Annotated in this window: 18 protein-coding genes; 6 read left to right on the top strand and 12 right to left on the bottom strand. The window is 73.8% G+C overall.

Features of this window, described 5'->3' with window-relative positions:
• The first annotated feature begins 42 nt into the window (after positions 1–42).
• Complete coding sequence (locus tag AC3IYJ_RS36205; RefSeq protein ID WP_489398748.1) at positions 43–780, top strand: HNH endonuclease family protein; 738 nt, start codon at positions 43–45, stop codon at positions 778–780.
• 81 nt (positions 781–861) lie between these two features.
• Here the strand turns inward: AC3IYJ_RS36205 and AC3IYJ_RS36200 are convergent, their stop codons facing one another.
• The 4 genes from AC3IYJ_RS36200 to AC3IYJ_RS36185 form a co-directional block, all read right to left on the bottom strand.
• Positions 862–2,022, bottom strand: coding sequence for a YncE family protein (locus AC3IYJ_RS36200; RefSeq protein ID WP_489398747.1), 1,161 nt, complete (start codon positions 2,020–2,022; stop codon positions 862–864).
• Positions 2,023–2,230: 208 nt separating this feature from the next.
• Positions 2,231–2,764 carry a GNAT family N-acetyltransferase gene (locus tag AC3IYJ_RS36195; protein WP_489398746.1) on the bottom strand — a complete coding sequence of 178 codons (534 nt, stop codon included), beginning with the start codon at positions 2,762–2,764 and terminating at the stop codon, positions 2,231–2,233.
• A gap of 52 nt (positions 2,765–2,816) precedes the next feature.
• On the bottom strand, positions 2,817–3,833 hold the full coding sequence (locus AC3IYJ_RS36190; RefSeq protein WP_489398745.1) for an isopenicillin N synthase family dioxygenase: 1,017 nt from the start codon (positions 3,831–3,833) through the stop codon (positions 2,817–2,819).
• A gap of 55 nt (positions 3,834–3,888) precedes the next feature.
• The gene (locus AC3IYJ_RS36185; protein WP_489398744.1) at positions 3,889–4,944 is read right to left on the bottom strand and encodes a GNAT family N-acetyltransferase; all 1,056 of its coding nucleotides are present in this window, start codon (positions 4,942–4,944) and stop codon (positions 3,889–3,891) included.
• Positions 4,945–5,159: 215 nt separating this feature from the next.
• Here AC3IYJ_RS36185 and AC3IYJ_RS36180 point away from each other — a divergent pair, with 215 nt between their 5' ends.
• Positions 5,160–5,960, top strand: a complete 801-nt coding sequence (locus AC3IYJ_RS36180) for a VOC family protein (protein WP_489403033.1) — start codon at positions 5,160–5,162, stop codon at positions 5,958–5,960.
• Here the strand turns inward: AC3IYJ_RS36180 and AC3IYJ_RS36175 are convergent.
• Positions 5,875–6,963 (bottom strand): PHP domain-containing protein, encoded by a 1,089-nt coding sequence (locus AC3IYJ_RS36175; RefSeq protein WP_489398743.1) that lies wholly within the window; start codon positions 6,961–6,963, stop codon positions 5,875–5,877. The two genes, AC3IYJ_RS36180 and AC3IYJ_RS36175, sit on opposite strands and share 86 nt — an antisense overlap.
• A gap of 144 nt (positions 6,964–7,107) precedes the next feature.
• On the bottom strand, positions 7,108–8,235 hold the full coding sequence (locus AC3IYJ_RS36170) for a hypothetical protein (protein WP_489398742.1): 1,128 nt from the start codon (positions 8,233–8,235) through the stop codon (positions 7,108–7,110).
• Positions 8,236–8,419: 184 nt separating this feature from the next.
• On the opposite strand from AC3IYJ_RS36170, the gene AC3IYJ_RS36165 reads away from it, so the two are divergent.
• The 3 genes from AC3IYJ_RS36165 to AC3IYJ_RS36155 are packed head-to-tail and all read left to right on the top strand — an operon-like array spanning position 8,420 to position 11,777.
• The gene (locus AC3IYJ_RS36165) at positions 8,420–8,932 is read left to right on the top strand and encodes a mycothiol transferase (RefSeq protein WP_489398741.1); all 513 of its coding nucleotides are present in this window, start codon (positions 8,420–8,422) and stop codon (positions 8,930–8,932) included.
• Entirely contained in the window at positions 8,932–10,638 is a 1,707-nt protein-coding gene (locus tag AC3IYJ_RS36160; protein ID WP_489398740.1) for a carboxylesterase/lipase family protein, read from the top strand. Before AC3IYJ_RS36165 ends, AC3IYJ_RS36160 begins: the two co-directional genes overlap by 1 nt.
• Positions 10,635–11,777, top strand: a complete 1,143-nt coding sequence (locus AC3IYJ_RS36155) for a serine hydrolase domain-containing protein (RefSeq protein WP_489398739.1) — start codon at positions 10,635–10,637, stop codon at positions 11,775–11,777. The genes AC3IYJ_RS36160 and AC3IYJ_RS36155 overlap by 4 nt, the downstream gene beginning before the upstream one ends.
• 12 nt (positions 11,778–11,789) lie before the next feature.
• Here the strand turns inward: AC3IYJ_RS36155 and AC3IYJ_RS36150 are convergent, their stop codons facing one another.
• The 4 genes from AC3IYJ_RS36150 to AC3IYJ_RS36135 all read right to left on the bottom strand — a co-directional run bounded on the left by AC3IYJ_RS36150 (position 11,790) and on the right by AC3IYJ_RS36135 (position 15,490).
• Positions 11,790–13,313: an MFS transporter gene (locus AC3IYJ_RS36150; RefSeq protein WP_489398738.1), complete on the bottom strand. Its 1,524-nt coding sequence runs from the start codon at positions 13,311–13,313 to the stop codon at positions 11,790–11,792.
• Positions 13,314–13,365: 52 nt separating this feature from the next.
• Positions 13,366–13,923, bottom strand: a complete 558-nt coding sequence (locus tag AC3IYJ_RS36145; protein ID WP_489398737.1) for a TetR/AcrR family transcriptional regulator — start codon at positions 13,921–13,923, stop codon at positions 13,366–13,368.
• 285 nt (positions 13,924–14,208) lie between these two features.
• Positions 14,209–14,469, bottom strand: coding sequence for a DUF6158 family protein (locus tag AC3IYJ_RS36140; protein WP_489398736.1), 261 nt, complete (start codon positions 14,467–14,469; stop codon positions 14,209–14,211).
• Positions 14,470–14,518: 49 nt separating this feature from the next.
• On the bottom strand, positions 14,519–15,490 hold the full coding sequence (locus AC3IYJ_RS36135) for a LysR family transcriptional regulator (protein ID WP_489398735.1): 972 nt from the start codon (positions 15,488–15,490) through the stop codon (positions 14,519–14,521).
• 437 nt (positions 15,491–15,927) lie between these two features.
• On the opposite strand from AC3IYJ_RS36135, the gene AC3IYJ_RS36130 reads away from it, so the two are divergent.
• Entirely contained in the window at positions 15,928–16,356 is a 429-nt protein-coding gene (locus AC3IYJ_RS36130) for a type II toxin-antitoxin system PemK/MazF family toxin (protein ID WP_489398734.1), read from the top strand.
• Here AC3IYJ_RS36130 and AC3IYJ_RS36125 read toward each other — a convergent pair.
• Together AC3IYJ_RS36125 and AC3IYJ_RS36120 are read right to left on the bottom strand one after the other, a co-directional pair.
• Positions 16,353–17,231, bottom strand: coding sequence for an aminoglycoside phosphotransferase family protein (locus tag AC3IYJ_RS36125; protein ID WP_489398733.1), 879 nt, complete (start codon positions 17,229–17,231; stop codon positions 16,353–16,355). The two genes, AC3IYJ_RS36130 and AC3IYJ_RS36125, sit on opposite strands and share 4 nt — an antisense overlap.
• 192 nt (positions 17,232–17,423) lie before the next feature.
• Positions 17,424–20,624, bottom strand: coding sequence for a TIM-barrel domain-containing protein (locus tag AC3IYJ_RS36120; protein WP_489398732.1), 3,201 nt, complete (start codon positions 20,622–20,624; stop codon positions 17,424–17,426).
• Positions 20,625–20,678 lie beyond the last annotated feature (54 nt).

The raw sequence follows: 20,678 nt of genomic DNA, 5'->3' as shown, positions 1-20,678 counted from the left end.
GGCTTCCCGGGACATCGTGCACGGCGGGTTCGGGGTGGGGTTATGGGACGTCAGATACGGCTGCCCGGCGTGGTGCTGGCGGTCTCGCTGCTGCTCGGCGCGGCCGCGTGTTCCGGATCCGGTGCGGGAGCCGGCGGCCCGGCCAAGGATGCGAAGCCGGGTGCCTCCGCGCCCGCCAAGTCCGGGGCCCCCGCCCCCGCCGGCGGGAAGCCCGCCTCCGGGGACGTACTGCCCGGCATGGTCTCCGCCTCCGTGGCCCGGACCCAGCTCGCCGCGCTGGAGGTGGCCCCTCCCGGGACCATGTCCGGTTACAGCCGGGACAAGTTCACGCACTGGGCGGACCAGGGCAACAAGTGCGACACCCGCGAGGTCGTCCTCCAGCGGGACGGCGCCGACGTCACCCGGGACTCCGAGTGCAAGGCGGTGTCCGGCACCTGGAAGAGCCTCTACGACGACGTGGTGGTCACCGAGGCCTCGAAGATGGACATCGACCACATGGTGCCCCTCGCCGAAGGGTGGCGCTCCGGCGCCGCGGGCTGGGACGCCGCCAAGCGCAAGGCCTTCGCGAACGATCTGACCCGTCCCCAGCTGCTGGCGGTGAGCGCGTCCTCGAACCGGTCGAAGGGCGACCAGAGCCCCGATATGTGGCAGCCGCCGTCGAAGACGGCCTGGTGCCAGTACGGTCGGGCGTGGACGACGGTGAAGTCCACGTACGGCCTGACGGTCACGGAGCCCGAGAAGAAGATGCTCTCGACCATGCTGGACACCTGCGCGGCATGACGGGCGGGCCTGATCGAGGCGGAGCTCGGCCGCGTGGACGGCATCCCGGGGGCCGGTCCTGAACACGCCCCGCGGGGCCGCTCACAGCACCGCGATGCCCAGCGGCCGGGAGCCCGCCGCGAGCCGGTGGGTGCTCCCGCCGTCCAGGTCCACGACCGTGATGCCGTTCCAGTAGCCGTCGCGCGTGTAGCCCCCGGTGACGTAGGCCGTGCGCCCGTCCCGGGAGACGGCCACGTCCTCGTGCGGCCCGTCCAGCGGGTACACCCGCTCCGCGCCGTCCGGTGAACGGACCGTGAGCGAGGGCCCCTTGCCCTTACCGGGCTCCACGGCGCCGGTGCCGACGATCAGGAGTCGGCCGTCGGCGGTGACCGTGGTCCCGTGCTGGTGGGTGTCGGCCGTCAGCTTCTCGATCGTGGTGCGGCCGGTACCCGGATCCACGACGGCCAGCCGCTCGCCCTCGAAGGGGAACAGCAGCATTCCGTCCGTCGGCCGCACGGCGGCGTAGTGCGGTTTCAGCCAGGACCCGAGGCCGCCTTCGGTCCCGTACGGGGCCACCTCGATGCGGCGCGGCCGCAGTGAACCGGTGGGGACGACGGTGACGTCGAAGGAGTCGTGGCCGGTGACGTAGACCTCGGAGCCGTCGCGCGACACGTCCACGTCGAAGGGCCGTCGGCCCACCGGGACCACGGCGGAGACCCGGGCCGTCGCCGTGTCGATGACCTCCAGCACGCCGGTGGTCCCGGGAACGTTGACGCCCACGTAGGCGTGCGCGCCGTCGGGCGACAGCGCGATGCCCATGCCGCCGCCCCGGTACTCGCCGCCGGTGACGGGCCCCGTACCGGTGGTGCGGTAGGGGATCCGGGCCGTCCTGGTGCGCGTGCGGGTGTCGACGACGGCGACCCCCTCGGCCGTGGCCACCCAGGCCCGGCCGTCCGCGCCGACGGCCAGGCCGTACGGGGCCCTGCCGACGGGGACGGAGCCGACGGAGCCCCGCTCGGGGTCCACGAAGGTGACGGTGTCGGCCCCGAAGTCGGCGACCAGCAGGGTGCCCTGCGGGGTGGGCGAGGCCGTCGGGAGCGGGGAGGCGGCGGGCGCGGCGGCCGGAGCCGTGCCGGCCTGGGTGCAGGCTCCGAGGAGCAGCGCCGCGGCGAGGGCGGCGAGGGTGGTACGGGTGCCTCGTGCGCGGCGGTGCGCGAGCGGACGCGGACGCCGGCGCTGAGGGTGGCGGTCGTGCTCCGGCATGGGTGCCCCTCTCGGTTCCGGGGGGCGGGGCCGGTGGTGCGCCCGCTCCCCCGTACCCATCCTCACCGCGCGGGACCCGCCACCCGGTCCGCCCGGCGGCCGACAACCGGGTCAGCCGATCGGTTGACCCCGCGCGGCCCGGGGGTGTGCGGGGGCGGCGGGCGCAGGTGCGAGGTACGAGGTGCGAGGTGCCGGACGTGGGGCTGGCTCAGGCCTCGTACTCCGTGAGGTCGATCCCGTGGATGTTGAGCAGCGCGCCGCTCTCCGGGGCCGAGACGTCCTTCTCGGCCGTCATGCCCAGCTTGCGGATCACGTTCTCGGACTCGTCGTTGCCCGCCCGGTTGACGGCGACGACCCGGTCCAGCCCCCGGTCCTGGAGGGCGAACTCCAGCGTGGCGTGCGCGGCCTCGGAGGCGTAGCCCTGACCCCAGAAGGAGCGGCCGAGGCGCCAGGTGATCTCCGCGGCCGGCAGGACCTCGGGGAGCCACCACGGCATCGAGAGCCCGACGGCGCCGATCAGCTCGCCGGAGGCCAGCAGCTCGACGGCGAAGATCCCGAAGCCCTCCTCGTCCCACTCGTCCTCCCAGGCCTCCAGGAGCTCGGCGGTCTCCTCCAGGTCGAGGGTCTCCCCGTCACCGATCCAGCGCATCACTTCCGGGTCGGCGGTGATCTCCGACAGCGGGACGAGGTCGTCCTCGGTCCAGCGGCGGAGGAGGAGGCGGGGGGTACGGATCTCGGTCATGAGCACATCCTGCCGAACGCGCCCGGCATCGGGTAATCGGGGTCTCCCCGCCCTACCCGTCGGCCCCAGCGCCCGCCTCCTCGTCACCCTTCGCGTTCCCGTCGACCGGGACGGTGATGGCGTCGAGCTTCGCCCTGAGGTAGGCGTGCGAGTCGACCGGCTCGTGCGTGATGCGGCCGATGGGCGCGGGCAGGGACTCCACGAGGACATGGGGGTCGCACTCGTAGAAGTAGACCAGCGAGATCAGCTCCTCGGCCGGTGCGTCGGCGGGCGGGGGCAGCACCCGGTGGCGGCCGGCCCGCCACCGGTCGCCCGTCCAGCGCGCCATCAGGTCGCCGATGTTCACGGTGAGCGCGGCCGGATCGTACGGGGCGTCCTGCCAGCCCTCGGCGTCGGTGTGGATCTGGAGCCCGCCCGCGCCCTGCTGTCGGTCCAGGACGGTGACGGTGCCGAAGTCGGTGTGCGCGCCGATCCGGAACTGGCCGGGGAGCGGGGGACCGACGAGCTCGGTGCCGGGGTACCAGTTGACGTTGAAGCCCCAGGTCGGGTGGCCGGTGTGCCGGGTGAAATGGTCCGGGTCCAGGCGCAGCGCGGCGGCCAGCAGTTCCAGCAGTTCGTCGCAGAGCCCCCGCATCGCGGCCAGGTACTCCGTCGTGAGCGGCCGCAGCTCGGGCGCCTCGGCCGGCCACGCGTTGGGCCGGAACCACTCGGCGTCCACCGAGGGGATCCCCGTCGGGTCCTCGGCCGCACAGGACCAGGATTCCTTGAGGTCGGGCGGGGAGGCGGCGCCCTCCGCGTAGCTGTTGGCCTCCGCGCCGGGGCCGAGCCAGCCGCGCCCGCCGACCGCCACGGCGTACGGGGCCTTGGTGGCGGCCGGGAGCCGGAAGAACTCCCGCGCCGCCCCACGGATCCGCCGGGGCAGCCCGGGGTCGATCCCGTGCCCGGTGACCAGCAGGAATCCGGCCGCCTGGAGCGCTTCGTCGACCCGGGAGGCGATGCGGCGGCGCTCCTCGGCCCCGCCGCCGCGCCACGGGCCGAGATCGATCACAGGGACCTGGGAACTCACCACGGCGGGACCTGCTTTCCGGGTCGGACTGGGCCCCGGCGCATCCGGAAGGGACGGCCTACCGCAGGGCGTACCGGATCGCGCCTTCCCCGGAGCCCGCCTCCGTGAAACCGGTCCTCCGGAGCACCGCGTGGGAGGCCGCGTTGTCCTCGTCCACCGTGGCCGTCAGCAGGGTGAGGCCCGGCCGGCGCAGGGCCCAGCCCGTCAGCGCCTTCAGGGCCTCCGTGGCGTAGCCGTTGCCGCGCGCCGAGGGGGCGAGGTCGTAGCCCATCTCGGCACGGCCGTCGGCGTCCGGGGCGCCGTGGAAGCCCATGCCTCCGATGGCCCGCCGGTCACTCGCCCGGACGATCACGTACGGACCCCAGCCCGCCCGGTACCTTCCCTCCTCGTGGGCCTTCACCACCGACCCGGCGGCGCGCCGGGTGCCGTCGGCGGGGCCGTCCTCGGCCCAGTCGAAGCCGCCGGTGCCGCCCGCCACGAGGTCGGCCGCGACCGCCGGGAGGACGGGGCAGAGCAGTACGCGTTCGGCCGTGACCGGGTCGGAGTACCAGCGCCACACCGTCTTGCGGGCCAGGCCGGGGAGTTCGCCGCGCCCGGTGGCCCACAGCAGGGTCCGCCAGGCGTCGTCCCCGCGCGGGACGTGCGGGAAGAGCCGGTCCAGGACCAGCGCGGGCAGTTCGGGGCCCGGCTCCCAGTCGTGGACGCCGAGGCCGCCGAGGATGTCGTGGGTGTGCAGCAGCACCTCGACCACGCCCATCGCGGCGAAGCCGTCCGCGCCCGCGCTCCCGTACGGGTGCCAGGCACGGTCGTCGGGGCGGGCGACGGCGGTGATCGCGGACAGGAAACCTCCGGTCGCCGTGATCACCTCGATGAGGCCGTCTGGGGTCGTGCCCTCGTCGGCGCGGACCTCCAGCGGGACCCAGCCCTCGATCGCGCCGGTGACCAGCTGGGCGGCGTAGGCGGTGAAGTCCTCGGCCACGTGGACGGCGGTGTCGTAGCAGCTCCACTCCAGACCTGCGGCCGGCACCGTCCAGTCCAGATGGGCCACGCCCCGGAGCGCCTTGGTACAGAGGGATACGGCGGTGTCCACGTCCTGTGAACCGATGATCGTCATGGGCCGAAGACTAGAAGCCCGCCCGGGTGCCGCCAACGGGATTTCCGTGGCGCACGGCCGGTGGTCCCGGTGGCGCGCCTGCGGGCCGTGCCCGGGACCGGGGCGCAACGCTGGTGCCCTGACGGCGCGAGCGGACCGCGCCCCGGTGAAGGGCGGAACGAGCGGTGGAGATTTCGACGAGGGACGTCTTCGGGGCGCCGTGCTGGGTGAGCCTGATGGCCCGCGACCTCGGTGCGGCGCAGCGGTTCTACGGTGCGGTCGTCGGCTGGCGGTTCCGGCCCGCGCGGCTCGGCGAAGCCTTCGCGGTGGCCGACCTGGACGGGGTGCCGGTGGCCGGGATCGGGGCGCTGGCCGGGGATCTCGCGGTGCCGGTGGCCTGGACCCCGTACTTCGCCGTGGACGACGCGGACGTGGCGGTGAGCCGGGTGCGGGAGCGCAGCGGCACCGTCGCGGTGGGTCCGGTGTCCTTCGAGTCCGGGGGCCGCGCGGCCCTGGCGGCGGACCGGGACGGGGCGGTGTTCGGGATCTGGGAGGGCCAGGTGTCGGCGGACTGGCGGGTGGGTTCGGGACACGCGCCGGCCTGGCTGGAGCTCCGTACCCGCGACGCCTTCGAGTCGGCGATCTTCTACGGGGAGGTCCTGGAGTGGGCCACCGGCCGCGCCGGGTGCTGCGAGGTCTCGTACGAGAAGGACCAGGTCGTGCTGCGGCAGGGCGGGGAGGCGGTGGCGCGGCTCGACAGCGGTCCCGTGGAGGCGGCCGCCTACAGCCCCTGGACCAGGCCCCGTTGGCACGTCCACTTCCGGGTGGCCTCGCTGGAGGCGGCCGTGGAAGCGGCCGAGGCGCTGGGCGGGCGCACGGTGTCGGATCCCGTGGAGAGCGCGACCGAGCGGTGGGTGTCCCTGCGCGATCCGGACGGGGCGCTGTTCACGCTCACGGCGTCCCGGGAGGCGGACGGCGGGTCCGGGACCGGGGGCTGGGCCGGGGCCGGGGCTGCTTCCGGGTCCGGGTCCAGGTGAGGAGGTCGGCCGCCGCCCAGGTGTTGATGACGCGGTCGGCCGGTACCCCGCATTCCAGGGCGCGTTCGCAGCCGGTGGTCTGCCAGTCGAGCTGGCCCGGGGCGTGGGCGTCGGTGTCGATCGCGAACCAGGTGCCCGCGGCTACGGCGAGCCGCAGCAGTCGGCGCGGCGGGTCGAGCCGTTCGGGCCGGCTGTTGATCTCCACGGCGGCGCCGGACTCGGCGCAGGCCGCGAAGACGGCCTCGGCGTCGAACTCCGACTCGGGGCGGGTCCGGCCCGTGACCAGCCGCCCGGTGCAGTGGCCGAGGACGTCGAGGTGCGGATTGCGCACGGCGGTGATCAGCCGCCGGGTCATGGCGGGGGCTTCCATCCGGAGCTTGGAGTGGACGGAGCCGACCACCAGGTCGACTTCCGCGAGGAGTTCGGGTTCCTGGTCGAGCGAGCCGTCGGGCAGGATGTCGCACTCGATGCCGGTGAGCAGTCGGAACGGGGCCCAGGCGGCGTTGAGTTCGGCCACGGTCCGCAGCTGTTCGCGCAGCCGCTCCGGCGAGAGCCCGCGGGCGACCTTCAGGCTCGGCGAATGGTCGGTGAGCACGGCCCAGTCGTGGCCGAGGGCGGCCGCCGCCCGGCCCATGGCCTCGATCGGGGCGCCCCCGTCGGACCATTCCGAGTGCATGTGGCACTCGCCGCGCAGGGCCGCGCGCAGGACCAGGGCCCCGGGGCTCGGCGGCGGGCCCTCGGGATGCGCCGCGACCTTGTCCTCCAGCCCCTGCAAGTACGCGGGGACGGACCCGGCGAGGGCTTCGCGGACCACCTGGGCCGTCTTGGGACCGATGCCCTTCACGGATTCCAGCGAGCCCGTCGCGACCCGCTCGGCCACCTCCCGCTCCCCCATGCGGACGAGGGCCGCGGCGGCGGTGCGGAAGGCCTGGACCCGGTAGGTCGGTTCCTGGGCGCGCTCCAGCAGGAAGGCGATCCGGTCGAGCGCCGCCACCGGGTCCATCGTGTGTCTCCTTCCGCGCAGCGGCGAAGGGGGCCGGGCGGCGATCCCGTGGGATGCCGCCCGAACCCCCGGGGGCCGCGGCCGTCTACGCCGGGGCCGGGGCCGGGCCCTGGGCTGCGATCCCGCCCCGGGCCCGGGGCGGGATCAGGAGCCGTCCGCCCGTCCGGCCGCCGGACGGTACTGCAGGGCCAGGCCCGCGAGGACCGCTCCGCTCGCCGCGCTCAGCACCGCCGTGACGCCGGCCCAGCTCACGGAGGCGCCGACCGCTCCGGCGAGCGGGTCGAACTCCACGGCTCCGCCGACCACATGGAGCGCGGTGACGGCCAGCGCGACCACGGCTCCGGCCCGCCAGGCCCAGGCGGCGTCCCGTACTGCCAGCAGGGCTCCGGCGGTCAGGCAGAGCAGGGTGACGGCCAGGGCGAGCGGCCCGCCGGGGTCGCCGGAGAACAGGCCTGCCGGGTCGCTGGGCACGTGCAGCGCTCCGCAGACCAGCAGCGCGAGCGCCACCGGCCAGCGCAGCACGCGGCCCAGCGCGCCGCCGACGGGCCTCGCGGGCGTCCGGGGCCGGACCGGAACCCGGGGCGGGACCGGAACGGGGGCGGGCGGCAGGTGGACGGCGGCCCGGCCCGGCAGTCCCGGCTCACCCGCCCAGCCAGGGCCTCCCGCCCGGTCCGGCTCTGCGGGCCCGCTGTCCGCCCGGCGGTACGGGGCCTGTTCGCCGGTTCCTTCGGTCGTTCCTTCGATCGTTCCTCCGGTCGCCCCTTCGGTCGCCGCTTCGGTCGTTCCGAGGATGCTCACCAGCAGGGCGACGTCCTCGATGGGGCGTCCGAGTGCGGCGGCCTTCAAGGTGATGTCGGCCTCGCCGGTCTCGTGCAGGGGCCCGCCCAGCAGGTCGACCATCTCGCGGACCTCGTGCACGGGACGGGCCACGGCCGCCGCGCGCAGCGCCGCGTGTCCGGGGTGGGGGTGCTGGCCGGAGTCCTTGAGGAGGCCGACCAGCGCGGTGACCTCACTGACGGGTCGGCCGGTGGCGGCGGTCTCCAGGAGGGTGCGAACGGGCGTCTGCCCCACCCCTTCCGGCGGCGTGGGCCGGATCCAGGGGCCGGGGCCGGTGTCCGCCTCCAAGGGTGGCGCGGAGTCGGGGGCGTCCGTGTACTCGGCGTACTCGGCGGTCTCGGCGGTCCCGGCCGCCGGCGGCCGGATTTCCGTGGTGTCGGGGAGCCCGCGCGGTTCTTCGTACTCCGTCGCGGCGAGCGTGATCGGGTCATTCATGGAAAGCTCCGTTCGCCGACGCGCGGGTCTACACATCGCACGCCGGTCATCGTGCGTCATGGGAAGCGCACGCTTTGTTACATTCAGCGGCACCTCGCCGCGCTGCGCCATTCGGGGCGGGCAAACGGGGGTCCCCCGCGGCGCCGCGGGGCCTGCCGACACCTGTCGTGCGCATGGTGGGGGCATGAAGGGTACGGAGGTACTTGCCGACGCGTTCGGCCGGATCCGGGGCGTGGTGCACGAGGCGGTCGAGGGCCTGGACCCCGGACAGCTGGACGCGCGGATCGACGCGGGCGCGAACTCGATCACCTGGCTCGTCTGGCACCTGACCCGGATCCAGGACGACCACGTGGCGGACGCGGCCGGCTGGGAGCAGGTCTGGCACGCCGAAGGATGGGACGACCGCTTCGCACTGCCGCTGCCCGCCGGGTCGACGGGGTACGGGCACACCGCGCGGCAGGCCGGCACCGTGCGGGTCGACTCCGGGGACCTGCTCCTGGGGTACTTCGACGCCGTCCACGCGCAGACCCTGCGGTTCCTGCGGGGGTTGGGCGGCGCCGACCTGGACCGGGTGGTCGACGAGCGGTGGGATCCGCCGGTGACCCTGGGCGTGCGCCTGATCAGCGTGATCGCCGACGATCTCCAGCACGCGGGACAGGCGGCCTTCGTACGAGGCGTGCTGACGAGGAAGCCCTGATGGCGGCGACGACCGCACGGGGCCCCGGACCGACCGCGCGGCGGGCCCCTCGGCGCACCGCCCGACGCGCCGCCCGGCCCGCGCTCCTGCCCCTGGCGGCCCTGGCCCTGGCCCTGCTCCTGCCCCTCGCCGCCCCGAGCCGGGCCGGGGCGGCTGCCGCCGATGACGGCGGCCGGCCGGTGGTCGACACCGATCACGGGGCGGTACGGGGACGGCAGGCGGCCGGCTACCGCACCTTCGAGGGCATCCCCTACGCCGCGCCGCCGACCGGCCCGCTGCGCTGGCGGCTCCCGGTGCCCGCCGCCGCGTGGTCCGGCGTGCGGGACGCGGGCTCGGCCGGCGCCCGCTGCGTCCAGCTGCCCGCGGTGGGACCGGGCGGGCCGAGCGGCTCGGAGGACTGCCTGTTCCTCAACGTCACGGCTCCGGACGGCGCACCGACGGCTCCCCCGCGCCCCGTCATGGTCTGGTTCCACGGGGGCGGGTTCCGCAACGGCGCGGGCGATCTGTACGCGCCCGGGCGGCTGGCCGCCGAGGGCGGCGCCGTGGTCGTCACGGTCAACTACCGCCTCGGTGTCTTCGGGCTCTTCGGACATCCGGCCCTCGGCGGCGCCCCCGACTTCGCGCTCGCCGACCAGCAGGAAGCGCTGCGCTGGGTGCAGGCGAACGCCGCCCGATTCGGCGGTGATCCGGACCGGGTCACCCTCTTCGGCGAGTCCGCCGGAGCCCTCAGCGTCTGCGCGCACATGGTCTCCCCTGCCTCGACCGGCCTCTTCCACCGGGCGATCGTGCAGAGCGGCTCCTGTTCCACCACCATCCCCGCACGGTCCCTGCTGCCGGGGCTCGGCGCCTACACGCCGTTCGTACCGCAGGAGCGCACCCTCTCCGAGGGCTCGGCCGCGGCCGCCCGCCTCGGCTGCGACCGTCCCGCGGCCGCCGACACGGCAGCCTGCCTGCGCGGCCTGGACCCCGGGAAGCTGGCGACGCCCGAGCTGATGCAGCAGTTCTCCCTCGTGTCCTACGGGGGCGAACTGCTGCCGACCGAGCCGCGACGGGCCCTGGAACGCGGGGAGTTCGCCCGGGTCCCGGTGGTGCAGGGCTCGAACCGGGACGAGATGCGGATCTTCCTCGGGCAGACCCTGGCCGGCTACCCGGTCCCGGACCCGCAGGGCTACCGGGCCCGGCTGCGCGCCTCGTTCGGGAGTTCGGCCGCCCGGATCGAGGCCGCCTATCCCGTGACGGCGTACCCGACGCCCGCGCTGGCCTTCGCCGCCGTGCTGTCCGACGCCTCGTTCCTGTGCCCGCAGCTGCGGGACAGCCGGGCGCTGCTGCGGCACGTGGCCACGTACGACTACCGGCTCGACGACCGGGACGCGCCGAACCCCACCGGGCTGCCGGAGGTGGCGGGCTTCCCGTACGGCGCCTCGCACGGCTTCGAGCTGCCCTACCTCTTCGACACCGGGCTGCCGCTCAGCGCCGCGCAGCGGGCGCTGTCGGGGCGGATGACCGGCTACTGGACCCGGTTCGCGGCGACCGGGGACCCCAACGCGCCCGGGGCGGCGCCCCGGTGGCCGCGCTCCCCCGCCGTACTGTCCTTGGCGACGGGGCCGGCGGGAATCCGTACCGTGGACGCATCGGCCGAACACCACTGCGCCTTGTGGGACTCCGTGGCGCGCACCCCCGAAGAGCTCGGAGAGGCGGACTCGTGACAGGTTTGCTCGAAGACATCCTCCAGCCGTACGTGGACGGCGGGACCCTGCCGGGGGCGGTGGCCCTGGTGGACAGGGGCGACGGCTCCGGGCCCGAGGTGGCCGTCGTGGGCAGCTCGGACGCCGGGGGCGAGGTCCCGATGGTCCGGGACTCCATCTTCCGGATCGCCTCGCTGACCAAACCGGTGATCGCGGCGGCGGTCATGACCCTGGTCGAGGAGGGCCGGTTCGCGCTCGCCGACCCGGTGGCCCCCTGGCTGCCGGAGATCGCCGAACCCGTGGTCGTACGCACCCCCGCGAGCCCGGTGGACGACGTGGTCCCGGCGGCCCGGCCGGTAACCGTGGCCGATCTGCTGACGTTCCGCGCCGGCTGGGGCTTCCCCGCCGACTTCTCGCTGCCCGCGGTCGCCCCGCTCTTCGGTGAACTGCTGCAGGGGCCGCCCCAGCCGCAGCGGGTGGCGGCGCCGGACGACTGGATGGCCGCGCTGGCCCGGATCCCGATGCTCCACCAGCCGGGCGAGGCCTGGCTGTACAACACCTGCTCGGACATCCTGGGCGTTCTGATCGCGCGGGCCGCCGGGTGTTCGCTGCCCGAGTTCATGGCGGAGCGGGTCTTCGAGCCGCTGGGGATGAGCGACACCGGTTTCGCGGTGCCGGTGGGGCAGTTGGGCCGCTTCACCCACCAGTACCGCACCGGCGCGGACGGCGGCCTCGAACTGGTCGACGCCCCCGACGGCCAGTGGAGCTCCGTGCCCGCCTTCCCGTCCGGCGGCGGAGGGCTGGTGTCCACGGTGGACGACTGTTTCCGCTTCGCCCGGATGCTGCTGGAGGGTGGCGGCCCGGTGCTCGCCCCCGACTCGGTGCGGCTGATGACCACCGACTGGCTGACCCCGGTGCAGCGGGCCGGGGCCGAACTGTTCCTGGAGGGCCAGGGCTGGGGCTTCGGCGGTGCGGTGGACATCAAGCCGACGGATCCGTGGAACGTACCGGGCCGCTTCGGCTGGATCGGCGGGACCGGTACCGCCGCGCACATCGTCCCGTCGACCGGCGCCACCACCATCCTCCTGACGCAGCTGGAGCTGACCAGCCCGACGCCCACGGATCGGATGCGCGAGCTGTGGGCGTACGCGGCCTCGTAGGCCCCGACCCGGTCAGTGGTTCTCGGTCGGCTGGAGGTCGCGCGGGATCAGCGTCCAGGTGGTGACGGCGGCGGCCACCGCCAGGGCGCCGGCCAGCAGGAACGCAGGGGTGATCGCGAGGGTGTAGGCGTGCGAGGCGGCGTCGAGCAGGGTCTGGCCGACGCTGCCGCCGAGCCGTTCGGCGGTGTGGGCGGCCTCGCCCACGGAGTCCCGTACGGCGCTCAGGGTGGCGCCGTCCAGGTCCAGGGCCGGAAGGTTGCCGCGGTAGAGCGCGGCGGCCGTCGAGCCGAGGATGGCCACGCCCATGGCCGAGCCCAGTTCGTAGCAGGTCTCCTCGATGGCGGCGGCGCTGGAGACCTCGTCCGCGGGGGCCGTGGAGATGAGGGTCACCGAGGCCACGGTGGTGGCCAGGCCCGCACCCAGACCCATGATGGTCAGAGCCGCGGCGAAGGCCGGGTAGCCGAGGTCGGTGAACTGCTGGAGGGTCCAGGGCAGGGCCATGCCCGTGGCCAGGACCATCAGGCCGGCGCCGAGGACGTGGCGGATCGCGAAGCGCTGCATGAGGGTCGGGGCGACCATCGAGGCGCAGATCAGCGCGAGCGGAGCGGGCAGCAGGCGCAGACCGGCCTCGAGCGGGGTGTACCCCTGGCCGTACTGGAACCACTGGGTGACCAGGAAGAGGATCGCGCCCATGCCCACCATCGGCAGGAAGATCGCGGTGGCGGCCACGCTGAAGGCCGGCTTGGCGAAGAGCCTCACCTGGAGCAGCGGATTGTCCAGGCGCAGCTGGCGGCGTACGAAGACGGTCAGCGAGATCGCGGCGAGGGCGAGCAGCGCCCAGGGCAGCGGGTCGGCGATGCCGCTCTTGCCGAGCTGCTTGATGCCGCCCGCGAGGGCGAGCATGCCGACGATCGACTGGCCGACGCCCCACCAGTCCCAGGCGCCGGTGGCGCGCGGGGAGCGGGATTCGGGGAGGTAGCGCAGGCCGGCCGCGACGATGACCGCGGTCACGGGCAGGTTGAGGAGGAACGCGGAGTGCCAGCCGTAGTCCTGGACGAGCAGACCGCCGACGACCGGGCCGAAGGCCATGCCGCCGCCGAAGACGGCCGCCCAGACGGCGAGGGCGAAGGCGCGCTCCTTGGCGTCCGTGAAGACGCTGCGCAGGATGGACAGGGTGGACGGCATGATCGCCGCGCCGCCGACGCCGAGCAGTGCGCGGGCGGCGATGACGTGCCAGGCCTCGGTGGAGAAGACGGCTATGAGCGAGGCGACGGCGAAGATGCCGAAGCCCGCCATCAGGAGGCGCTTGCGGCCCCAGCGGTCGCCGAGGGCTCCGGCGGTGACGAGCAGGCCGGAGAGGGCCAGCGCGTAGATGTCGATGATCCACAGCTGCTGTACGGCGCCGGGCTGGAGGTCGCCGACGAGCGAGGGGAAGGCCACGTTGAGGATCGTGGTGTCCATCGAGATGAGCAGGAGACTGCCGGAGAGGATCGCGAGCACGATCCAGCGGCGCGGGTCCTGCGTGGGGGTGTGCATGGGGGTTCCGTTCACGCGTGTACGGGAGTGTGCGGTGGGGTGAGGTGCGGGGCTACGCGGCGGTGGGCCGGTTCCCGCTGAGGAAGGAGGTGAGGACGAGCCGGCCGATGTCGCGGGGGGCGAGGTGGCCGTCGCGGACGCCTTCGGCGGCGGCGTCGAGCAGGCCCCAGAGCGAGTACCAGATCCAGTACGGGGGCAGGTCGATGCGCAGTCGTCCGAGGCGCTGGCCGAGGGCCAGGAAGGCGAGTGCCCGCTGGTCCTGGCGCTGGATTCCGGCCCGGAACTCGGGGTCGGCGAGCACGGTGGCGTCCCGCCAGGTGAATCCGTACAGGTGCGCGGCGGGCAGCAGCCCGGTGACGAGCCGCTCCAGCGCGGCGTCGAAGGCCGCGGCGTCGGCGGTGGTCGGCAGATCGGCGGGGGCCAGGCATCCGTCGACCACGTCGATGGCCCGGACGGCGACGGCTTTCAGCAGCGCCTCGCGGGTCGCGTAGCGACGGCCGAGCGTGGCGCGGCTGGTCCCGATGCCTGCGGCGATGTGCGCCATGGAGGCGCTGTGGTCGCCGGCGAGGACGCGCGCGGCGCTGTCCAGTAGCTCTTCTTCGTGCACCATGTGATCCTCCCTCGCCTCAAACGATACAAATTTGTCTCACGTGAAGCAAGTCTGATGCACGCCGTGGGCATGGGTATCCGCGGCACGGTGGTGCGGCGGGGGTGGCTGGACGCCGAGGAGGACGGGGCGTTCGTGCTGCGGCTCGGGGACGCGCGCGTTCAGGTGGAGGCGGCCGGGACGGTGCCCGGCGGGGTCGTGCCCGGCTGGGTCCGGCTGCGCCTGGCCGCGGGCAGGCGGCGCTCTACCCGTACTACCTCCGACTCGGCAGGATCCGGAAGAGACGGCTCAGCGCGGCTCGTCCGCCGATGTGCGCGCACGCGCTCCCGAGCGGGTGCGGCCGGGGGTCTGGGCCCGCTCCGGGTGGCGGCGCAGGTACTCGCGCTCCAGCTCGTCCATCCGCTGGGTGTGGGTGACCAGCGCGTCGTCCGACCCGTGCAGCAGCGTCTCATGGCGCGTGCGGTGGATGGCTTCGAGCTCCTTCATCAGGCGGCCCTCTTCCAGCCTGCCCGCCGACGGCCCGCCTTCGCGCGCCTCCTGCTCCGCCATGACAGGTCACCTCCTCCTCGGCCGGGCCGAGCGGGTCGCCCGGCCGTGCTCACTCCATCATCGCGGAATCGAACGGGTCACGCTCAGGGGTGGCCGGCAGGTGACCGGCACCCTCGGGCCCGCTCGCAGCCCGGGCTACGCAGCTGCGGGCCACCGCGTCGGCGAAGGCGCGGGCCAGCGGGGTGAGGGAGGACCAGCGGCGGACGGCCCAGCCGACCGCGAGCGGCGGCAGGGCGGGGATCGGCACGAGCCGCAGCGGCCCGTCCGTTCCGGGGACCTGCCAGCCGGGCAGGGCGGGGACGACGGCGTGGCCCAGACCCAGCTCGGCGAGGAGGAGCGCGGTGTCCCAGTCGGCGGCGCTGGTGTCGGAGCTGATCCGGATGCCCGCTTCGGCGAGGGCCCCGTCGAGATGGGCGCGGGAGGTGGAGTTCTCGGGCAGCCGGATGTGGCGGATGGCGGCGAGGTCGGCGGGTTCCAGGCGGGCGCGGGCGGCGAGGGGATCCTCGGCGCCGACCGCGAGGACCCAGGGCAGTCGCAGGACAGGGCGTTGCTCGATGCCGCGCACGGGGTCGCCGATGGTGATCCAGGCGAGGTCGAGGTCGTCCGCGGCCAGGGCGTCGAAGCAGCCGCGGCTGGAGTTCTCGGTCTGGAACTCCAGGCTGGCCCGGGGGTGTTCGCGGCGGAAGGCGACGACCGCCTCGGCCATGAAGTGCCGGACGGTGGTGGCGCCGGTGGTGACGCGAACCGATCCGCCGTCGCCGCGCACCAGGGTGTCGAGGCGGCGCAGGGCTCCGTCGAGCCCGGCGAGACCGTCGGCGGCGGCCGCCTGGAGTATCCGCCCCGCCTCGGTGGGCAGGACGCCGCGCGGGTGACGCTCCAGGAGCGTCGCGCCGGTCTCCTTCTCCAGTCGGCGGATGTGCTGGCTGACGGCGGACTGGGTGCGGCCGAGGTCGCGGGCGACGGCGCTGAGGCTGCCGGTCCGGCAGACGGCGACGAAGACACGCAGATCATCGAGGGTCACAACCCCCAAGATATAGCTTGGGGGTTGGCAGGAAAACGGAGGATTGACTTGGACTTCCGGCTGCCCGACGATCAGTTCACGGCCCAGGGCGGCAACCCGTTCCCGCCATCGCGAGGGAGGGAATGGGTGCCGACCCGCCTGCACCGGCGGTAGTACGCGAGTTCGCCGGTGCTGCGGTCGCGGCGGATCAGCAACTGCCGGCTCCCGGGCCGGGGGTGGCCCGCCCGAGCAGGTGCTGCATGCCGGCCGGCTGCTCTCTCCGGCCCACTCTGCGATGGTCCAGCAGTTCTTGCGCGGCGGGCAGGGTCTACGCTGTGACCTGCGGCCACCGCATGATCTTCAGTCTTCACACACCGATGATCAACGGTGGCCGCACCGTCTCCACAGCGCGTCGGGGTCGCGCAGCGTCTGCCTGCCGTCATGCGTCTGGAGGACTTGTGCAACGTGGCGAAGTCTGGTGGGTCCGGTTCGACGAGCGGAGGCTGGTCGTACTGCTGTCGGGAGACGACACGTCCGGGATCCGGGTGATGCAGGTCGTCGCTCCGGCGGGCGTCGACATCAGCGGTCTGGGAATCGAAGTGACGGTCGGCGCCGATGAAGGACTGCTGTTCGAAGGCGTGCTGCGGCTCGCGTTCCCGCGTCCGGGCTTCACCCCGTGCACGTGGCTGACCACTGTGTCCCGGGACGACCTGATGGAGCGGGCGACCGTCCTGTCCTCCGTGAAGCTCAGCGAGATTGACGACGCCCTCCGACTCGCTGAACAAGCGCAGGAGCGGACCCCGGCCACGACCGCGAAGCTCAGCGAGATAAGGGATGCCCTCCGTCTCGGCGCCCCTCACCACCGAGATCCATCAGACACTCCCTAGCGGTCGGTGAGGGTCTCGCCGATGACGCGGCGGGCGGTCGCCGCCATCGTGGGGTTCGTGTTCCGGTAGTAGTCCAGTTCCATCAGCGCGATCGACAGGGCCCAGCCGCGGGCCCGCGCCCACATGGCGTCGTCGGCGGCCAGGGCGGCGCGGAAGGCGGGGCGGGCGGTGGCGGGCAGGACGTACCAGGCGGAGATCAGGTCGACGGCGGGGTCGCCGAGGCCGGCGCAGCCGAAGTCGATGACGGCGGCGAGCCGTCCGTCGGCGAGGAGCATGTTGCCGGGCTGCAGGTCGGCGTGGATCCACACCGGCGGGCCGGGCCACGCCGGGGCCTGCAGGGCCGTGTCCCACAGGGCGGTCACCGCCGAGCCGTCGACTTCGCCGAGCGCGGCGACGCCGGAGATCGCGGCGCGGACATCGGCGTCCCGCGCCGCCAGGGTTTCGCTGCGATAGGAGGCCGGGGCGTCGGCCGGGTCGACCCGGCGCAGGGAGAGCACGAACTCCGCCAGGTCCGCCGCCAACCGCTCGGGGTCCTCGATCCGCCCGGCCACCGGAATCCCGCCGGTGAGCCAGCGGAAGACGGACCAGGGCCAGGGGTATCCCTCGCCCGGCCGGCCCTCGGTGAGCGGTTCGGGAACGGCCACCGCGAGCGCCGGGGCCAGCCGCCGCAGCCATACGCGTTCCGCGAGCACGTCCCGGGCGGCGCCTGCCGTACGGGGGAGCCGTACCACCATGTGCTCGCCCAGCCGGTACATGGCGTTCTGGGTCCCGGCGGAGTCGACGCGCTCGACGGGCAGCCGTGCCCAGTGGGGGAACTGGGCGGCGATGAGGCGGCGCACGAGCGCCGTGTCGATGTCCGGTTCACCGTCATGCATCTTTCCTGCGGGCATGAGCACCTTCCTGAACGGTCCGAGGTCGCGGCTTCGGCGGCTCGTCGTCGCGTCGTCGCGGCCTCCAACGTATCGCCCGGGGGCGGAGGATGATCACCGGAACGCAGCGCAACGGCCGAGCCCGGCCCGGCGGGAGTGCCGGGCCGGGCTCGGGAGCGGCTCGCCGTCGGGGTCGGGTCAGGGGGTGAAGGTCCAGCGTTGGGCGGCGGTGGTGGCGCAGGCGACGCGGGTGATCCTGGTGCCGTTGGCGGTGGCGGAGCCGGCCGGGGTGAGGCATTGGCCGGCGTTGCGCAGGCTGCCGTCCGGGCCGGTCTGCCAGGTCTGGCCGGAGCTGCCATTGCAGGTCTGGACGGCGACGGCCGTGGCGGTGGTGGCGTCCAGGCAGACTCCGTTCAGGCCGGTCAGGCGGCCGTCGCTCTGCAGGGTCCAGCGCTGGTTGGGGCCTCCGTGGCAGCTGTAGAGGGTGGGTTGGGTGCCCGGGGTGGTGGCGCTGCCGGGAAGGTCGAGGCAGGTCGCCGAGGCTCCGTTGACCAGGGTGGCCTCGGCCGGGAGCGGGGTGGAGCGGCCGGTGAGGGTGATCTCGGCGGCGCTGGTCCACGGACCGCGGCCGCCCGCCTCGGTCAGGGACTTCAGCCGGAGGTAGCGGCCCGTCTTCGCCGACAGGGACACGGACTTGAGGGCCGAGGTGTCTGCGAAGGTGCCGGTGGCCACCGGGGAGCCCCAGTCGGTGGTGGTGTCCGAGAGGTACACCTCGTAGCCGCCGATCCGGCCGTTGACCCCGCCGTCCTGGCGGGGCAGGTAGCCGAGGCCGTCCACGGTGTAGCGGGCGCCGAGGTCGATCTGGATCTCGTGCGGCAGCGGGGCCGCGGTCCCTCCGGACCAGGCGGTGTGCCAGATGGTCGCGGAGTTGCCGTCGAAGGCGTTGCGGGCGGCTCCGTTCTCGGCGGCGGTCTCCTGGCTGTCGGCGGAGACCAGGGTCCAGGCCGACTGCGGGACGGGGCTGGAGGTGACCGGGATGGGGTCGGCCGCCGGGACGGACGTGCCGGTGGCCGAGACGCTGAACGCGCCCGACTTCGTACCCGTCTTGGTCCACAGGATGCCGCCGCGGTCCGCGGCGTCGAAGAACCAGCCGGTGGCCGCGGCGTCGTAGGCGGCCTTCGTGGTGAGCCGGGTGAGCGCGGTGCCGTCGACGGTGACCGCGCCGGGGGCGGTGGCCACGTGGAGGGTGAACTCGTAGCCGCGGGAGGCGGGCTTGCCGGTGTAACTACCGGTCGGTGCGCCCACGTTGACGGTGACCGCACCGGATCCGGTGGCGGGTGCCGTGACGTCGACCTGCTGGCGGGCGAACGCGCCCGACTGGTAGGCGCGGGTCGCGCCGTCGTCCTCGTAGATGCTGAAGGAGGAGTTCCCGCGCGGGTGGATGTCGTAAGTGAGGGTGGAGACGGGCTTCTCCCCCGTGTAGTTCATCTGCGGCCACATCGGGACGATCGCGCCGCCCTTGACGAAGAGGGGCAGGGTGTCGAGGGGGGCCTGGTAGCCGTTGAGCCAGCCCGGTCCGGCGTAGGTCCTGCCCGTCCAGTAGTCCGTCCACGTACCGGCGGGGAGGTAGATGCCGTCCCGGACCGAGGTGTCGGACACCACGGGCGCGACGAGGAAGGAGTCGCCCGCCATGAACTGACCACTGGTCAGGTTCCCTCGTGCCACCGGGTCTTCGGGGTATTCGAGGACCATGGCGCGGGTGCTCGGGACGCCGGTCTCGTTGGCGGTACGGCTCATCGTGTACAGGTACGGCATCAGCCGCATCTTCAGCTGGAGGTACTTGCGGTTGATGGAGAGGTACGGTTCCGCGAACCGCCAGGGCTGCTTGTCCTGGTAGCCCGCGCTCGGGCCGGTCGCACCCCAGCCGGACATGGTCATGAACGCCGGGGTGAAGGCCTTCCACTGCAGGTCGCGGGCGTACGTCTTGGGGCTGCCGGCGAAGATTCCGTCCACGTCCCCGGAGGCGTAATTGAGGCCGGAGAGGCCGGCCCCGGCGATCGCGGGGACGTGCCAGCGCATGTCGTCCCAGGTGCCGTTGGTGTCACCGGTCCAGACGACGGCGTTGCGCTGGGTGCCGGCCCAGCCGTCGACGGTCCAGACGTAGCGACGGGCGTCGGAGTTCTTCTCGATGCCGTCGACGGCCTGCTGGACCCCCGTGAACGCCGTCTTGTACCCGCCGCCGATCCAGGCGACGTCGGTCTTGACGCCCCGCGAACCGGCCACCCCCACCTCGTCGTTGATGGATCCGAGACCGGTGGAGGTCCACAGGCCGGTCTGGAACCCCTTCGCCTTCAGGGCGTCGACCGTGGACTTGAGGGGCGCTGTGTAGCCGCAGCCGTAGCCGTCGTTGGGCAGGAACCAGCCGGAGGGCATGTCGGCGGCGCGGGCGTCGGTGGCGTAGCCGACCACGTCCGGGGTGGTCTGGTGGCGGAGGCGGTTGTGGTCGCCCTGGTAGGTCGGGTTGGAGGCGTTGAAACAGTCCGCGTTGCCGAGCTCGAAGCCCCACTCGGGGGCCATGAAGGGCTTGCCGCTGACGTCCGTGTAGGCGTCGAGGACGGTCTTGAGGGAATCACCGGTGAAGTACCAGGCGTCGAAGCGCTTCTCGTCGTGGGTGAGGGTGGTGGGGGCGTTGAACCCGTACGAGCCCGGGGCCCAGGTGTTGCGCATCACGCCGTAGCCGTTGGTCGACATGTAGAACGGCGCCGGACTGGCGTTGTTGTTCTCGCGCCACTTGTTGTCGACGGCGACCGGTACGGTCTTGCCGCGCAGCGCCCATTCGCCGAGCCGCAGGCCGGTTCCGTAGAACTGCTCGTCGGCGCCGCGCGCGAGGTACTGCGTGGTCTGGGAGCCGGTCCAGGAGGTGGGCTGCGATTCCTGCCAGACCAGGGTGGTGTTGTCGGCCCGGTAGACGGAGAACTGCAGCGGGCTCTTGTTGACCCGGATCGACAGGGAACCGGTGGTGATCCGGTAGTAGGTGCCCGCGTCGGTCCAACTCGTGCTCACGGAACCGAAGTCGGTGGTGGGGGCGAGGTCGGTACCGGCGGGGTCGTTGGTGAAGGCGCCGTCGGGTGAGAGCCAGAGCCGGAAGATGTCGGCGCGGGCGACGACCACGCGGGCCTTGGCGCCACTGGAGGTGGTGGCGGTGAAGGTGTTCCCGGACTGCGTGAAGCCGGTGACGTTGCCCGCCGTGGCCGGTGCCGGCGCCGTGACGGCCGCCGAGGCCGGGGCGGCGATCGGTCCGGCGGCGGCCAGTCCGGCCACGGCGAGGGCGGCGGCGAGCAGTGCGGCAGCCGGTGCGCGCCGCCTCCGTGGGCTCCTGCGGATGCTGATGAGTCTCATGGGGCGGCTCCTCGTGCGGTCCGGATCGCGGACACACCTTTTGGCATGCACGGG

The sequence above is a fragment of the Streptomyces sp. GL_140 genome, assembly GCF_057834465.1.
The sequence above is the reverse complement of the archived record's forward strand: the minus strand, read 5'-3'. Positions and strand labels throughout refer to the sequence as shown.

What these genes read in the sequence shown, in the direction of transcription:
- AC3IYJ_RS36120 (WP_489398732.1), bottom strand. Translation starts at nt 20,624, where the DNA reads ATGAGACTCATCAGCATCCGCAGGAGCCCACGGAGGCGGCGCGCACCG.
- AC3IYJ_RS36175 (WP_489398743.1), bottom strand. Translation starts at nt 6,963, where the DNA reads ATGGACCCGGTGGCGGCGCTCGACCGGATCGCCTTCCTGCTGGAGCGC.
- AC3IYJ_RS36125 (WP_489398733.1), bottom strand. Translation starts at nt 17,231, where the DNA reads ATGCATGACGGTGAACCGGACATCGACACGGCGCTCGTGCGCCGCCTC.
- AC3IYJ_RS36200 (WP_489398747.1), bottom strand. Translation starts at nt 2,022, where the DNA reads ATGCCGGAGCACGACCGCCACCCTCAGCGCCGGCGTCCGCGTCCGCTC.
- AC3IYJ_RS36195 (WP_489398746.1), bottom strand. Translation starts at nt 2,764, where the DNA reads ATGACCGAGATCCGTACCCCCCGCCTCCTCCTCCGCCGCTGGACCGAG.
- AC3IYJ_RS36165 (WP_489398741.1), top strand. Translation starts at nt 8,420, where the DNA reads ATGAAGGGTACGGAGGTACTTGCCGACGCGTTCGGCCGGATCCGGGGC.
- AC3IYJ_RS36170 (WP_489398742.1), bottom strand. Translation starts at nt 8,235, where the DNA reads ATGAATGACCCGATCACGCTCGCCGCGACGGAGTACGAAGAACCGCGC.
- AC3IYJ_RS36180 (WP_489403033.1), top strand. Translation starts at nt 5,160, where the DNA reads ATGGCCCGCGACCTCGGTGCGGCGCAGCGGTTCTACGGTGCGGTCGTC.
- AC3IYJ_RS36185 (WP_489398744.1), bottom strand. Translation starts at nt 4,944, where the DNA reads ATGACGATCATCGGTTCACAGGACGTGGACACCGCCGTATCCCTCTGT.
- AC3IYJ_RS36160 (WP_489398740.1), top strand. Translation starts at nt 8,932, where the DNA reads ATGGCGGCGACGACCGCACGGGGCCCCGGACCGACCGCGCGGCGGGCC.
- AC3IYJ_RS36205 (WP_489398748.1), top strand. Translation starts at nt 43, where the DNA reads ATGGGACGTCAGATACGGCTGCCCGGCGTGGTGCTGGCGGTCTCGCTG.
- AC3IYJ_RS36145 (WP_489398737.1), bottom strand. Translation starts at nt 13,923, where the DNA reads ATGGTGCACGAAGAAGAGCTACTGGACAGCGCCGCGCGCGTCCTCGCC.
- AC3IYJ_RS36150 (WP_489398738.1), bottom strand. Translation starts at nt 13,313, where the DNA reads ATGCACACCCCCACGCAGGACCCGCGCCGCTGGATCGTGCTCGCGATC.
- AC3IYJ_RS36140 (WP_489398736.1), bottom strand. Translation starts at nt 14,469, where the DNA reads ATGGCGGAGCAGGAGGCGCGCGAAGGCGGGCCGTCGGCGGGCAGGCTG.